The organism is Exiguobacterium sp. s127, from assembly GCF_018618695.1.
Lineage (GTDB): Bacteria > Bacillota > Bacilli > Exiguobacteriales > Exiguobacteriaceae > Exiguobacterium_A > Exiguobacterium_A oxidotolerans.
This window is the reverse complement of sequence record NZ_JACSMO010000003.1, coordinates 40,415-55,224: the sequence shown is the minus strand read 5'-3', so window position 1 is coordinate 55,224 and position 14,810 is coordinate 40,415. Positions and strand designations below refer to the sequence as shown.

Sequence of the window (14,810 nt, the reverse complement as noted above, 5' to 3'; positions counted from 1 at the left end):
TTAAATCTCTCCTTCAGTTGAGTTAGGATGAAACGCACGTTCTAAAATCGCCATTCGGGCGAACACACCATTTTTCATCTGCTCGAAGATTCGTGACTGGGTATGTTCGACCAGTTCGTCCGCAATCTCGATCCCGCGATTGACGGGTGCCGGGTGTAAGATGATTGCTTCCGGTCGAATCCGCCGCATCCGGTCGAGTGTCAAACCATATTGTTCGTGATACGTTTCTTCGAGCTCCATCGCCTGATTGTGCCGTTCCTGTTGAACCCGGAGTAACATGATGATGTCACTTTGCTCGAGTGCCTCGTCAATCGGGACATAGGCAATCCCCATCGTCTCGTCAAACCATTCCGGTGGACCGGAACCGATGACGGTCGCCCCGAGCCGCTGCAACACGTCCGCGTTCGACCGGGCGACCCGGCTGTGTCGCAGGTCCCCACAGATGACAACCGTTTTGCCGTGAATATGACCGAATTCAGCGAACATCGTCATTAAATCGAGTAAAGACTGGGACGGATGTTGACCACTCCCATCGCCCGCGTTGATGACCGGAATCGTCAACTGTTCAATCAGCGCGTGGTAATAACCTGTCTCGTGATGGCGGATGACAAGTGCTTCGACCCCGAGTGCTTCAAGTGTTTTACATGTATCAAGTAACGTTTCTCCTTTTTGGACGGACGATGTCGTCGTCTCAAACGGCAGGACATGCATTCCTAAGCGATGTTCCGCCATCTCGAATGAACAGCGTGTCCGTGTCGAATTTTCAAAGAACAGGTTGGCGATCGTTTTATTCGCAAAGGTATTTGACGGTTGTCCATGTTTCAATTCAAGCGCCCGCTCAATCAACTGCTCGATTTCTAGAATCGAGAGCTGGTCGAGACTGACGAAATCGGGACTCACTGGTTGGGTTTTCATCTCGTTCACTCCTTTTTCGGCCGCAAAAAAGCGCACCTTCTGATGTGAAGGTGCGCTGAAGAAAGCAGATGAACATCTGCGATCTACAAGGGCCTCCACTTTATCGTCCTCTCGGGAACGTCTTAAAAGTCGTTAGCTGCTCGTTTCGGTTGTAAAGGTGTTTCTTCGATGTCGACTTCTTCCTGTGCCGCCTTCGGTAAAATCAAGTTCAAGACAACTCCGAGGATGGTGGCGAGCGCCATTCCTTCTAACGAGAAGTTCCCCACTTTCAAAGCTGCACCGCCGATGCCGATGACCAAGATGACCGCCGTGATCGTCAAGTTTCGTTTATCTGCTAAATCGACCTTACTTTCGACGATCGTCCGGAGACCGTTCGAGGCGATGACCCCGAACAAGAGGATGCTGATGCCGCCCATGACGGGTGTCGGAATCGTTTTAATGAAGCCTTCGACGTATCCAAGGAATCCGAAGCTGATTGCAAGTAATGCTGCGCCACCAAGGACAAACACGCTGTAGACACGCGTAATCGCCATGACACCGTTATTTTCGCCGTATGTCGTGACAGGTGGTCCACCGAGCATCGAAGCGACTGCCTTGGCAATCCCGTCTCCAAGCACTGTCCGGTGCATTCCCGGATCAAGGAGCGTCTCGCGCCCAATGATGCGGGAAGTGACCTTTTGTTCACCGATATGTTCCGTCAACGTGACGAGTGTGACCGGGACGATCAAGGCGAGTGCTGCCCAGTTCAAGGTCGGTGAATAGTCGAGGAACGGAATCGTAAAGTCAGGTAGATGGAAGAATGTTGCTTCGCGCAGTGGTGCGAAATCAACGATCCCGCTAATTGCTGCGACGAGGTATCCGGCGAGAATACCGAACAAAATCGGCACCGTACTCCACATGCCTTTAAAGTACGTCATCGCGAGGAGCGTAACAGCGAGCGTCGTCAAGGCGACGAAGAAGAACAAGCCGTTATATGTGCCATCCGCTCCGTTCATTGCCATGCTGACAGCCGTTGGGGCAAGCGATAGACCGATGACCATGATGACTGGACCGATGACGACCGGCGGAAGCAGTTTCATCAACCAGGAGACACCTGTGTACATGATGATTAAGGAGACAAGTCCGTAGACAAGTCCAGCGACCATCCCGCCGACAAGTGCATCTTCGACACCCCAGCGTTCGCTGACGGCGATGATTGGGACGATGTAGGCAAAACTAGAACCAAGGTATGTGGGGACTTTGAAACGGGTGACGGCGAGGAAAATCAACGTGCCGACTCCGCTCGCGACGAGTGCGACAGATGTGTTTAATCCCGTAAGTAACGGAACGAGCACGGTCGCACCAAACATCGCGAAGACATGTTGGAGGCTGAGCATCAGCCATTGAAGAGGATGTTTCGGTAATTCACGGACTTCAAGAATTGCTTTATGTTTTGACATGAGAGCATCTCCCTTTCTGGTCTCTCTGGACCACGTTAAAGGTATTTTTGATTTAACGTTTAATGAATACTTGATCAGCATCGTCGACTTCTGATAAGGCGACGACGACTTGTTCTTCGCGTGACGTCGGAACGTTCTTGCCGATGAAATCTGGTCGAATCGGGAGTTCCCGGTGACCTCGGTCAACAAGGACAGCTAACTGAATCATGCTTGGTCGACCATGATCGACGAGTGCGTCCATTGCCGCGCGGACCGTCCGTCCCGTGTACAGGACATCATCGACGAGCACAACGATTTTTCCTGTGACGTCTTCCGGCATCTCGGACCCTTTGATTTCCGGCTCGAGGCTTTTCTTCGAGAGATCATCGCGGTACATCGAGATGTCGACGACACCAAGTAACACGGCTTTTCCTTCAATCTCTTCAATCCGCCGGGCAAGGCGTCTCGCAAGTGTTTCGCCCCGCGTCTTGATACCGACGATCATCAATTCTTCAATCCCTTTGTTGCGCTCGATGATTTCATGGGCGATTCGTGTTAAGGCACGACTGATTGCCGCTTCATCTAAAATGATGGCTGGTTTCATGGCTTCTCCTTTCATAAAAAAACCTCCTGCTTAATCGGCAGGAGGTTGTTGAAGACAGATGTGTACATAGCAAAGCCATGTGTTTACACGCGTTACGGTGTCTCCCTTTCGTAGCCTCTCCGGACTCGATTAAAGGTGTTCTAATTTTGTAGGATCGTCACGCGGACGACCGATTTGGTGAGGCTGATGTCTCGCATCGCTCTCTAGGTGTTACTCTACCGTTTTATCAGAAAAACGTCAAGACTCTAATTCAAGTTTTTTCAACTGACTGATCTCAAACGTCATCTCTTCCGGGAGTGGTGCTTCGAACGTCAACCATTCGCCGGTCCGTGGATGTTCAAATCCGAGAACCGCTGCGTGGAGTGCTTGACCATTCATCTTCATCGTCTTCCGCGGTCCATATTTCGGGTCACCTGCGAGCGGGAATCCGATATAGCGCATGTGGACACGAATTTGGTGAGTCCGTCCTGTTTCGAGTTTACACTCAACGACCGTAAAGCCTTCATACCGGTCAAGGACACGGAAATGCGTGACCGCTGCTTTTGAGTTTTTGTCCGTGACCGTCATCCGTTGACGGTCATTTTTATCACGGCCGACCGGTGCTTCAATCGTTCCGAGTTCATGGGGAATCTCGCCATGGACAAGCGCGATATAAAGACGTTCCGTCGTCTTATCTTTTAATTGTTGCGCAAGCGATTCATGGGCTAAATCATTTTTAGCGACCATCAAGAGACCCGATGTATCTTTATCGATCCGGTGAACGATTCCTGGTCGTTTGACCCCATTGATGCCTGAGAGGTCTTGACAGTGATGAAGCAACGCATTAACGAGTGTTCCTGACACATGTCCTGCTGCCGGGTGGACGACCATGCCTTTTGGTTTATTGATGACGATGACATCGCTGTCTTCGTAAACGACATCTAGCGGAATGTCTTCCGGTAAGATTTCGAGTTCGACGGCTTCCGGGATATGCACGGTGATGCTTTCCGTTCCCGTCATCTTATAGTTCGGTTTTACGATGCGTCCGTCTACTTCGACGTGCCCCGCCTTTAACCAGTCTTGCACTTGCGAACGCGACCACTCTTGTTGTTCAGCCAACCATTTATCGATTCGCCCTGTCGCGCCTTTTGCTTCGACCGTCCATACTTGTTGTTCATTCATTAATCAATCGTTCCCTTCTTCGTCAAACGCTCTTCGAACATGACGCTAATCAGCATCAAAATCACTCCAAATGTCAAGCAGACGTCTGCGACATTAAAGATCGGAAAATTATAGCCGAACGGATAAAAGTGTAAGAAATCAACGACTTCCCCACGCGCCATCCGGTCAATAAAATTTCCGATCGCTCCACTCAGTAGTAAAGCGACACTCCAAGCAAATACTTTGTTTTTTGTTCCTTCTTTGTACAGAAAATAAATCAGACCAACAACGACGAGAACCGTCACGATGAAGAAGAAGCCGAATTTTCCTTCAAGCATTCCCCATGCCGCTCCACGGTTGCGGTATGAATTGAGATAAAAGAAATTTGGAATGACTTCAATCGCTTGACCAATCGTCATCTGCTGAACGACGATCCATTTCGTCAATTGATCCACTCCTACGAGTAAAGCAGCAATCACTAAGTAAAGCCACATCCTGTTTTCCCCCACATCAAAAATAATGAGGGGTAGCTACGAAGTCGCAGTAGCCGCCCCTCCCCTTATTCATTATAAAGAATTGACGACCGCAGTACAACGAGGACAAAGTGTCGGATGAGCCGGATCTTGACCAAGTTCAGTCGAATATGTCCAGCAACGTTCACATTTCTCGCCGTCCGCTTTCAAAACAGTGATTGCTGTCGTCTCATAGTTACGTTCTGCCGAGTCGACAAAATCGATGTGTGAGACTTGAAGCAGTTGTTCAAGATGGTCGATTGTCGCAAGCAAGTTCTTCGTCGCTTCGTTCGGTGCGAGCTCGAGTTTGGCTTCGAGCGTTTTCCCGACGAGCTTCTCTGCCCGTGCTTCTTCAAGCGCCTTCAAGACATCATCGCGGAAGACGAGGAACGCGTTCCATTTCGCGATCAGTGCAAGTCCTTCTTCCGATACGTCGACTGCTTCCGGTAAATCCGTCAAGAAGATACTTGCCGTCTCGACACCAGGAACGAATTCCCATGCTTCGTCTGCCGTATGCGGTAAGACAGGTGCCATCAATTGTAACAATGTCACGACGGTATCATACATGACCGTTTGAACGGCACGACGCGCCGGTGCATCTGCTTGTTCGATATACAAGATGTCTTTCGTGTAGTCGAGGTAGAACGAAGACAGGTCAAGGACACAGAAGTTATGCAACAGTTGGTAAACTGCCATGAAATCATACGCATCATAGGCTTTTTTGACTTTACCGACTAATTGATCGAGCTTCGTCCGCATGAAACGGTCTGCTTCCGGTAAATCTTCAAACGCAACACGATGTGCCGTGTGATCGAATTGATCCAAGTTCCCGAGCAGGAAACGGACCGTGTTCCGGATTTTACGGTATGATTCTGAAACTTGTTTAAAGTTGTCCATCGATGCCCGGACATCTGACTGATAATCGACTGACGCAACCCACAGACGAAGAATCTCAGCACCGAATTGTTGCATGATTTGGATTGGGGCAATCGTATTCCCGATTGACTTCGACATCTTCCGTCCTTGACCGTCTAATACGAAACCATGACTGACGACTGCTTTATACGGTGCTTTTCCCGTTGTCGCAACAGCTGTCGAAAGCGACGAGTTGAACCAGCCACGGTATTGGTCTGAACCTTCGAGGTAAAGATCAGCCGGACGCTCTAGTTCTGGACGCGTCGCCAGCACACCGGCATGTGACGAGCCGGAATCGAACCAGACATCCATGATGTCTGTTTCTTTTTTGAACTGACCATTCGGACTTGCCGGGTGCGTAAAGCCTTCCGGCAATAAGTCGATTGCTTCGCGTTCATACCAGACGTTCGAACCGTGCTCTGCGAACAAGTTCGCGATATGGTCGATTGTTTCCGGTGTAACGATTTCTGTTCCGTCTTCTGCATAGAAGATTGGAAGGGGCACGCCCCATGCACGTTGACGCGAGATGACCCAGTCGCCACGATCTTTAAACATGTTGTGAAGACGTGTTTCTCCCCATGCCGGTACCCACTGCACATCTTTGATTTCGTCAAGGATTTCCGCACGGAAGTCTTTAATCGACGCGAACCATTGTGGTGTTGCCCGGAAGATGACCGGTTTTTTCGTCCGCCAGTCGTGCGGATACGAGTGTTTGATGAACGATAGTTTCAACAATGCGCCCGCTTTTTCTAACGCAAGACCGACTTCTTTATTCGCATCTTCATAGAACATGCCTTCGAATCCTGGTGCTTCCGCCGTCATGACCCCTTTATCATCGACCGGGCAGAGGACATCGAGTCCGTATGCTTGTCCGATGCGATAGTCATCTTCCCCGTGTCCAGGTGCCGTATGCACGACGCCGGTCGCTTCCGCCGTAACATGATCACCGAGCATGACGAGTGATTCACGGTCATAGAGCGGGTGTTTGGCTTTCATGTATTCGAAATCTGCCCCATTGAAGACACGACCGACTGTCGCGTCTTCCCATCCGAGTGCCTCGATGACTTCAGGAACAAGCGCCTCTGCGACGATATAACCTTTTCCTTCGTACTCGATCCGGGCATACGTGAGTTCCGCACTGACAGAGATTCCGAGGTTTGCAGGAATCGTCCACGGCGTCGTCGTCCAGATGACGAAGTGATCGGTTGGCTCTAAGATGTTATTTCCTTCTAAGACAGGGAACGCAACATAGATGGCAGCAGAACGTTTATCATGGTATTCGATTTCGGCTTCTGCCAGTGCCGACTCAGAAGAAGGTGACCAGTAGACTGGTTTTTTTCCTTTATAGATATAGCCTTTGTTCGCCATGTCACCGAAGAGGCGAATTTGCGCCGCTTCAAATTCCGGTTGGAGCGTGATGTATGGATTATCATAATCACCGAGAACACCTAAACGCTTAAACTGTTCACGCTGATGATCGACTTGTTCGAGCGCATATTTCGCACACAACTCACGGAACTCAGCGACCGACATCGTCTTCCGATCGACACCTGATTTTTGGAGCGCTGTTTCAATCGGTAAACCGTGTGTATCCCAACCCGGTACGTACGGTGAACGGAAACCATTCATCGATTTGTAACGGACGACGATATCTTTTAAGACTTTGTTTAATCCGTGCCCCATGTGGATATCACCGTTTGCGTATGGTGGTCCATCATGAAGGATGAAGGTTGGTTTCCCAGCATTTTTTTCTTGAACTGCTTGATATAAGTTCATCTCGTTCCAACGTGCCTGCATGTCCGGCTCACGTTTCGGCAAGTTACCTCGCATTAGAAATTCAGTTTTCATCATCAGTAATGTATCTTTGTACTCCATCTGGCATTCCCTCACTTCTTTTAATTTAACATACAAAAAAAGCCAAACACATCCCTGGTATAGGGACGAGCTTGGCTTGAACTCGCGGTACCACCCTACTAGTAGTTCAACCGTACGAACTACCACTTAAGAGCCCGATAACGGGGGCGAATCGGTGCGACTTACTTAATGGTTCAGTCTCACACTCGAAGGGGATATCCATTCTCACTTACTGTTCGGGCTCACACCAGTCCCCGATTCGCTTGCAGCAGTCTGATTAAGACGTGTCCTTGTCATTGATTTAAGTTATATGACATCGTCGTCATTATACGCAACTGCCGGAATCTCGTCAAGCGCACCACGGGTCGAACTATCAAACGCGTCCCAATCATGGCTTGCCAATAACTCCATCTGCGCATCGATCAAGACTTTAAAACGATTACGGTACAATTCGATTTTCTTACGCATCTGTTCGACTTCAAAGTCTGTCCGTTGCGCTCGACGCTGTGCGGAATCTTGCAGTTGTTCCGCTTCACGCTCGGCTTGTTTTAAAATCAAGCTTGCTTCTTTAGTCGCATTGGCCTTGACTTCTTCTCCTGCTTCTTGGGCAACGATGATTGACTTGTTTAACGTCTCTTCCATCGAACTGAAGTAATCGACACGCGATTGCATGTTTTGAATCACTTCTTGCTGTTGACGGTTTTCCCGCAACAACATTTCAAAATCCTTGATGACTTGATCAAGAAATTCGTTGACCTCATCCTCGTCATAGCCGCGAAACTTACGTGTAAATTCCTTATTATGAATATCAAGTGGCGTCAATGGCATGATGAAATCCTCCTCAGCATTTTTTAACCTTTTAATAATCCGTACTGTAATTTAATCCGGTCGCGTTTCGTCGACCCTAAAATAGCCGTCAATTTGACGCGGCCTGTTCCACGGAGCGAAAGCAAATCGCCTTCTTCAAGCATGAAGCTTGGATCTTCGACGATTTTATAATTCACTTTACTTTCCCCTTGTTTAATCAAACTCTGTGCTTTTTGTCTCGAAAAACCAAGCACTTCGCTGACGACAGTATCAAAGCGGAGCGAACTGACGAATCCAAGTTCTTCTTGCCATTCCTGTTCTTTGATCTTCAATTGGTCTTCTAGTTCGACGCGAGATAAACGAATTTTCGTTTTCCCTGCCCGCTCGACGTTGACTTCGATATAAGAAGCAACGTCTTCTGCGACTGCGAACTGAACGACTTGATCTTGAATGACGACGTCACCGAACTTGCCGCGTTTCAGACCGACGTTTAAGAGCGTACCTGTTACTTGTCGATGCGATAGTTCAACGAATTTTGTAGGATAATGAATACGATAGATGGCAATATCAAAGTCGCTCGCATCAAGTTCGTAGTAATCAGGCGCAATTAGTGCCCGCTGTCGCTCTGCCCCTTCGAAACCGCCCTCAAAAAAGAGGGCACATTTCGTTCCGACGAGTTCGCGTGTGATTTGCTGTTCGCGTGGGTCAAGAAAATCTGTCAGTTTAAACGTATAGGTCGCTTCGACATGATCGATCCAGTTTAAGACAAGATCGACGAACTCCCGCTCATGTCCGCGATAGTGATCATAGACGCTCATTAGAAGAAGATTGCTCGAATGCCTGACTGTGCTAAGTTCAACACTAAAAAGGCAACGATTGGTGAGATGTCAAGCATACCTCCGATGGGCGGGATGATCCGTCGGAAAGGCGCGAGGAACGGTTCGACTAACATCGCTAATACTTGTCCGAATCTTGACTCTCGTGCGTTCGGGAACCATGAAAGTAAAATATAAGCAATCATGACATAGCTATAATATTGAAGTAACGTGCTCAATGTACGCCCAATCGCGTACATAACTTGTGAATCCATGTTTACCACCCCTTATGATTGATATCATCTTCTCCAAGTAGATTTGAAATACTACCCGCGAGCTCGACGTTGTTCGGCACACAGAGGAGCGTGTTTTGACTGATTGTCGTAATCGTACCATCGAGTGCAAAGACGACGCCTGAAAGAAAATTAATCATTTGCCGTGATTGATCTTTTGACATGCGTTGCATATTAACGATGACCGCACGATTTTGACGGAGATGCTCCCCAATTTCTTGTGCTTCATTGAAGACACGCGGCTCACTTAAAATGACTTGTGATTTTGCTTTTTTCGTATGAATCGGAACGATATTCGATTGACGCACAGGGTCCTCCTTTTGAGTAACACTCGGGGTAGATTCCTCGTAGTACTCTTCATACTCTTGCTCTGCAGTACCTCTACCTTTATTTATTGTAGCATCATTTTCATATTCAAGTTCGTCTAAATCGTCTGTGTTCCCAAGAAACAGATGTTGCATTTTCGATTTGAATCCCATTTCGATTCTCCTTTCAACTTCTTCTACGTTTTATGATTGGACGAGGACCGTTCCGATTCTGACGTGTGTCGCCCCTTCTTCAATCGCAATCTCATAATCAGACGACATCCCCATCGATAATTCCGTACAGGGAGCGTAAGACAGGTTTCGTGCTGCTACTTCGTCTCGTAAGACGCGTAAAGCGCGGAAAACGGACCGCACTTCCTCTTGATTTTCTGTCAATGGTGCCATCGTCATGAGTCCAATCACACGAACTTTTGGATATTGACCGATTTCATGTAGAAAGGAATGGATGTCTTCTGCGGAAATACCTTGTTTCGAAGCTTCACCCGAGACATTGACTTGAACAAAACAATCGATAGGACGTTTTGCACGTTTATTGATTTCTTCCGCTAAATGCAAACGATCGAGTGAGTGAAGCACATCGATTTGATCGATGATTTGACGTACTTTTCGCGACTGCAGTGTCCCGATGAAGTGCCACTCACAGGCTTCACGCCCAAGTGCTGCTTGTTTTTCTGACAAACCCTCCGGACGATTTTCACCTAGCGCCGTTATACCTGCTTCTAACAGCACAGAGGCAACTTGACTTGAAACTGATTTCGTCACGCCAATCAGTTGTACCTGCTTTTTTTGAAAACTCTTTTCACTCGCTTGTTGCATCTTTTGTTGGACAAGTTGAACATTTTCATTAATCGACATGTAATGACTCCTTTACGATCAAGCTCGCGAAACGACCTTGGTGGTCCCCATGACGGTAAGAGAAATAGTCATCTGCTTGGCAGTGCGTACAAATTCCTGCATCAATGATGTCACCTAATCCACTTCGCTCTGCTAATGCAGCATTCGTCTGCTGAAGCGAAAGCATCGCTTTTCCGTTTTCTTTTATTGTGTAGGGCGTATCTTCAAGACCAAGCCCGTCAATCGCTTCAAGGACGGGTTGGTCGACCTCATAACAACATTCACGAATCGAGGGTCCGATGACCATTTGAATCGAGGAACGGTCTGCCCCCGCCGCTTCCATTCGGGCGACAGTCGCTTCAACGATATTCGCGACTGTTCCACGCCATCCGGCATGCGTATTCGCAATAATTCCTGTCGTCGGATCACAAAACACGAGCGGTACACAATCCGCGAATAACATGGCGAGTAATACATTTGCATCCGTCGTCACCAATCCATCTGTACCCTCGATCGTTGTTCCATAATCCAGTGCGCCTCGTCCAGAATCTAGCGTCGTCACTTGTTCGACATGGTTCCCGTGAACCTGTTCTGCCCAAACTGAATTTTCGAGCGATAAATCAAGTTGACGGGCGATGACTTGCCGGTTTTGAATGACACCATCGCGATCGTCATTGACATGCAATCCAAGATTGCCAATACCATGCGGCGCTGAAAATTTTGTAGTGAATGCCGCACGCACTGTACCGGTCGGTGTATCCCACTTTATCCATTGACCAAACATCATTTCACATCCCTTTCAAAAAAGAGGTGCCGCTTACGCGACACCTCTTTGTCTAGCAGTCGTGTCTTGGAAAAAATCGATTAACGATTGTTCCGACGAAGGAATGATGGAATGTCCATCGTTTCTTCAACATCTGACCCTTTTGCTGGTTCTGGATTCGAGCTGACAGGTGTCTCTTCGACTTGTGGTTTCGGCTCCTCAGTCGCAGCAGGAGTTGGAGTCGCCTGCTTTTTCTTGAGTAAGTTTTTCATCATTTCTTGAGCAGATGGAATCTCGAAATCGAGTGGCTCGTTTTCGAATTCTGTTGCGATGACGGTAACGATGATTTCATCTTCTAAGTTATCGTTGATAACAGAACCGAAAATCAAGTTTACTTCTTCATCTGCTGCACTTTGAACGATTTGAGCAGCTTCCGTTACTTCATATAGACTGAGGTTCGCACTACCTGTGATGTTCATTAAAACACCTTTTGCACCTTCAATCGATGTTTCAAGCAATGGACTTGAAATGGCTTTCTTCGCAGCTTCCGTTGCACGGTGTTCGCCTGTCGCAACACCAACGCCCATCAAGGCAGATCCTTTTTCAGTCATGATTGTCTTAACGTCTGCAAAGTCTAAGTTGATTAAACCAGGGACAGCGATTAAGTCTGTGATCCCTTGAACCCCTTGACGAAGCACATTATCCGCTTCTTTGAATGCTTCGAGCATCGGCGTGTTACGATCAACGATTTCAAGTAATTTATCATTCGGAATGACGATTAACGTATCGACTTTTTCTTTAAAGTTTTGCACACCCGATACAGCGTGTTGCATCCGTTTGCGTCCTTCAAACATGAACGGTTTCGTTACGACACCGACAGTCAATGCGCCGATTTCTTTTGAAATTTCAGCGATGACTGGCGCAGCACCAGTTCCTGTCCCGCCACCCATACCTGCAGTGACGAAGACCATATCAGCACCTGACAAAATCTCTGTCAACTGTTCACGGCTTTCTTCTGCCGCTTTTTTACCGATTTCTGGATTCGCACCTGCACCTAAACCGCGTGTCAGCTTTGCACCGAGTTGGAGCTTCACATCTGCCTGCGACATGTTGAGTGCTTGTGCATCTGTATTGACGGCGATGAATTCTACGCCTTGTACACCATGTTCAATCATTCGGTTGACGGCGTTTGAACCACCGCCACCTACGCCGATGACCTTAATTTTAGCTACTTGGTCCATCATTTCATCAAAATGCAACATAAAAGGGGCCCCCTAATTTTTTATACTCATTGTATTTTAGTCATTAACCAAAAAACTTTTCAAAGAAACTACTGAATGATTTACGCTCTTTTGGAGGTTGTTCCTGTTGCGTTCGTTCTTCACGTACTGGAGACGGTGTCGGGTTCGTAAGCAATTGTTCTTGTTCACGATTTTGCGCCACGACTTCCTTCTCGTCCGCACGATCAAATCCTGATTTCGAAACCGTACTTCTTGAGAGTACATAGCGTAACATGCCGGCTGCCACAGCGTACTTCGGATTACGAATGCCTAAGCTGGCCGGTTGGTAGACGTTGACGTTCTGGTTGAAAATCCGTTTCCCTAGCTGATCGATTCCAGGAAGCGAAGAACTTCCACCGCAGAGAATGATGCCACTATTCATTTGTGGATGGCCAGCCTGCGTCATCCGTTTTTGAATCATCTCGAAGATTTCTTCGAGGCGTGCCTCTAAAACGAAACCGATCTCAGGTTGCGGCTCAAAACGATGCTCCCCATTAATCGTTACATAGGATACCTTTTCTTCAGGATCCCCTAACGATTCAAGCGCCACTCCGTATTCTTCCTTCGCAAGTTTTGCATCTTGGTACTTACAATTCATCTTATACGTTAAGTCACGTGTCAGATGATCGCCACCATAAGGTAACGTCGTCGAGTAAACGAGATCGTTTTTTTCATAAATCGACAATGTTGTCGTCTCATGTCCAATATCGATGATGCCGACGCCAAGCTCCAGTTCATCGATTGATGCCGCGATTCTTGAAACAGCTAAGCTTTCAAGTACGTATCCTGCAAGCTCTAGACCAGCCCGTTCGATTGAACGTTTAATGCTATGTAGGATCGTCTTCGCTCCAATGATCAACTTCCCTGTCACTTCTAGACGATAACCGATCATACCACGTGGATCCGTGATTTCTGTTTGTTGGTCGACCGTAAACGTTTTCGGTAGTACATCGACAACACTTAATTCGTTCGGAATGCGCATGACCATTGCGGAGTGTAAGACGTCTTTGACGTCGTCATCCGTAATTTCATTGTCTTCGCCTTTAATTGAAGTCATCCCTTGACAATCCTTGACTTGAATGTGTTCTCCAGAAATTGCTACATATACTTCACCAATCGGTTCACCGAGTGTCCGTTCCACTTCAGCGACCGCTTGTTTAATGGCATTGACTGTTTGGTCGATATCGACGATGACGCCACGTTTGACACCGGCAGATGGTGCAGAACCCTCCGCTAACACGTTCAGTGTCCCACCGAGTAGTTCACCGACGATGAGTTTCACTTCCGATGTTCCAATGTCTAGTGCGGCAATCGTACCTTTCGTTTCCATGGGAGTGACACCTCCACTTTCATAATACTCATACTGATTGTCCCTATATATATTCAGGAAACAAGATAAACTTCTTCTCGTTTAAGTCTACACTATATAAAACCCTACGAAAAGAAGTTATTGTCTAACTTACCCATCTAATAGATTACGATTTGATGACGATACGCCTACTTATTTACTAATGAAAACAAACGTTTGTCAATCTGCTGACTCATGACTAGGAATTTTCTATTTTTTTACTTTATATGGTTTGAAATAGATTCCCCCGTCAATCGTGATCGTCCCTGTTTTTCCTTTTGGTAAGGCTGAAATCACTTTGACATATTCATTCAACGAGTTAGAAAAAGCTGAAGTACTCAATAAGACGGTATTGCCATCCGTCATGAATAACTTCAATCCCCCTTTATCGGTTTTATCGTTTGCAACGATTTCCGAAATCCGACTCCGAACTTTTGGTTCGATTTTGACGAGTTCCTTCGTCAACCGTTCAAGGGACTGATCTGTAAAGCCTGTTAAAATCGGTGCATCGAACAATTCTTCCTTCGACTTTCCAGGGATGATTGTTCCATCTGCTAAGACGATTCGGTCTCCGGGTTGATCTTTCGCGTAAGCAATTTCTTTTTCCTCCACGACATTAACTTGATAGTTATGGAGAAAACTCTGTGTCATCGTTGCTTCCCGTATACCTGGTACATCTTCGATTCGCTCTAGCACAGCTTCTTCTGACACATTGAAAGCATGTGTCTCCTTCACCTTCATCCGTGACGCCTGAATGATGTCTTCTTCTTTGACATTGACGACACCGTCAATCTCAAGTGTCGCTACCCGCGAATAACTGGACTGAAGATAAAATACGACAGCAATCAATAGACCGATCAGGATGAGGACATAGATTAAACGTCGGTTTGCTTTCTTCCGGCGTTGTTCACGGATATAAGGAATCTTATCTTCTAGACTACTGACAGTGGCATCCGTATCTTTTACCGGTTGTCGCTCCTTCACGT

15 protein-coding genes and 1 other annotated feature are annotated in these 14,810 nt (G+C 47.4%); all 15 genes read right to left on the bottom strand.

Annotated features, from left to right (window positions below; translation table 11 throughout):
• The gene (locus KNP98_RS05225; protein ID WP_214765211.1) at positions 1–915 is read right to left on the bottom strand and encodes an aspartate carbamoyltransferase catalytic subunit; all 915 of its coding nucleotides are present in this window, start codon (positions 913–915) and stop codon (positions 1–3) included.
• A gap of 122 nt (positions 916–1,037) precedes the next feature.
• Entirely contained in the window at positions 1,038–2,354 is a 1,317-nt protein-coding gene (locus tag KNP98_RS05220) for a uracil-xanthine permease family protein (protein ID WP_214801892.1), read from the bottom strand.
• Between the two features lie 52 nt (positions 2,355–2,406).
• Positions 2,407–2,937: a bifunctional pyr operon transcriptional regulator/uracil phosphoribosyltransferase PyrR gene (gene pyrR / locus KNP98_RS05215; RefSeq protein ID WP_029330897.1), complete on the bottom strand. Its 531-nt coding sequence runs from the start codon at positions 2,935–2,937 to the stop codon at positions 2,407–2,409.
• A 237-nt stretch (positions 2,938–3,174) separates the two neighbouring features.
• Positions 3,175–4,098 carry an RluA family pseudouridine synthase gene (locus tag KNP98_RS05210; protein WP_088837422.1) on the bottom strand — a complete coding sequence of 308 codons (924 nt, stop codon included), beginning with the start codon at positions 4,096–4,098 and terminating at the stop codon, positions 3,175–3,177.
• Positions 4,098–4,571 carry a signal peptidase II gene (gene lspA, locus KNP98_RS05205; protein WP_088837423.1) on the bottom strand — a complete coding sequence of 158 codons (474 nt, stop codon included), beginning with the start codon at positions 4,569–4,571 and terminating at the stop codon, positions 4,098–4,100. Before lspA ends, KNP98_RS05210 begins: the two co-directional genes overlap by 1 nt.
• A gap of 72 nt (positions 4,572–4,643) precedes the next feature.
• Entirely contained in the window at positions 4,644–7,379 is a 2,736-nt protein-coding gene (gene ileS / locus KNP98_RS05200) for an isoleucine--tRNA ligase (RefSeq protein WP_088837424.1), read from the bottom strand.
• Positions 7,380–7,437: 58 nt separating this feature from the next.
• Positions 7,438–7,664, bottom strand: a binding site (T-box leader).
• The gene (locus tag KNP98_RS05195) at positions 7,665–8,186 is read right to left on the bottom strand and encodes a DivIVA domain-containing protein (RefSeq protein ID WP_088837425.1); all 522 of its coding nucleotides are present in this window, start codon (positions 8,184–8,186) and stop codon (positions 7,665–7,667) included.
• A 23-nt stretch (positions 8,187–8,209) separates the two neighbouring features.
• Positions 8,210–8,983, bottom strand: a complete 774-nt coding sequence (locus KNP98_RS05190) for a YlmH family RNA-binding protein (protein ID WP_029330902.1) — start codon at positions 8,981–8,983, stop codon at positions 8,210–8,212.
• Positions 8,983–9,255: a YggT family protein gene (locus KNP98_RS05185; RefSeq protein ID WP_088837426.1), complete on the bottom strand. Its 273-nt coding sequence runs from the start codon at positions 9,253–9,255 to the stop codon at positions 8,983–8,985. Before KNP98_RS05185 ends, KNP98_RS05190 begins: the two co-directional genes overlap by 1 nt.
• Positions 9,256–9,257: 2 nt before the next feature.
• A complete protein-coding gene (locus tag KNP98_RS05180; RefSeq protein ID WP_029330904.1) occupies positions 9,258–9,752 on the bottom strand; it encodes a cell division protein SepF in 495 nt (164 codons plus the stop codon).
• Positions 9,753–9,782: 30 nt separating this feature from the next.
• Complete coding sequence (locus KNP98_RS05175; protein ID WP_214810825.1) at positions 9,783–10,454, bottom strand: YggS family pyridoxal phosphate-dependent enzyme; 672 nt, start codon at positions 10,452–10,454, stop codon at positions 9,783–9,785.
• On the bottom strand, positions 10,444–11,217 hold the full coding sequence (pgeF, locus tag KNP98_RS05170) for a peptidoglycan editing factor PgeF (protein WP_088837428.1): 774 nt from the start codon (positions 11,215–11,217) through the stop codon (positions 10,444–10,446). Before pgeF ends, KNP98_RS05175 begins: the two co-directional genes overlap by 11 nt.
• Positions 11,218–11,297: 80 nt before the next feature.
• Complete coding sequence (gene ftsZ / locus KNP98_RS05165; protein WP_029330907.1) at positions 11,298–12,458, bottom strand: cell division protein FtsZ; 1,161 nt, start codon at positions 12,456–12,458, stop codon at positions 11,298–11,300.
• A gap of 43 nt (positions 12,459–12,501) precedes the next feature.
• A complete protein-coding gene (gene ftsA, locus KNP98_RS05160) occupies positions 12,502–13,806 on the bottom strand; it encodes a cell division protein FtsA (RefSeq protein WP_214765220.1) in 1,305 nt (434 codons plus the stop codon).
• Between the two features lie 228 nt (positions 13,807–14,034).
• A complete protein-coding gene (locus KNP98_RS05155; RefSeq protein WP_088837430.1) occupies positions 14,035–14,808 on the bottom strand; it encodes a cell division protein FtsQ/DivIB in 774 nt (257 codons plus the stop codon).
• Positions 14,809–14,810 lie beyond the last annotated feature (2 nt).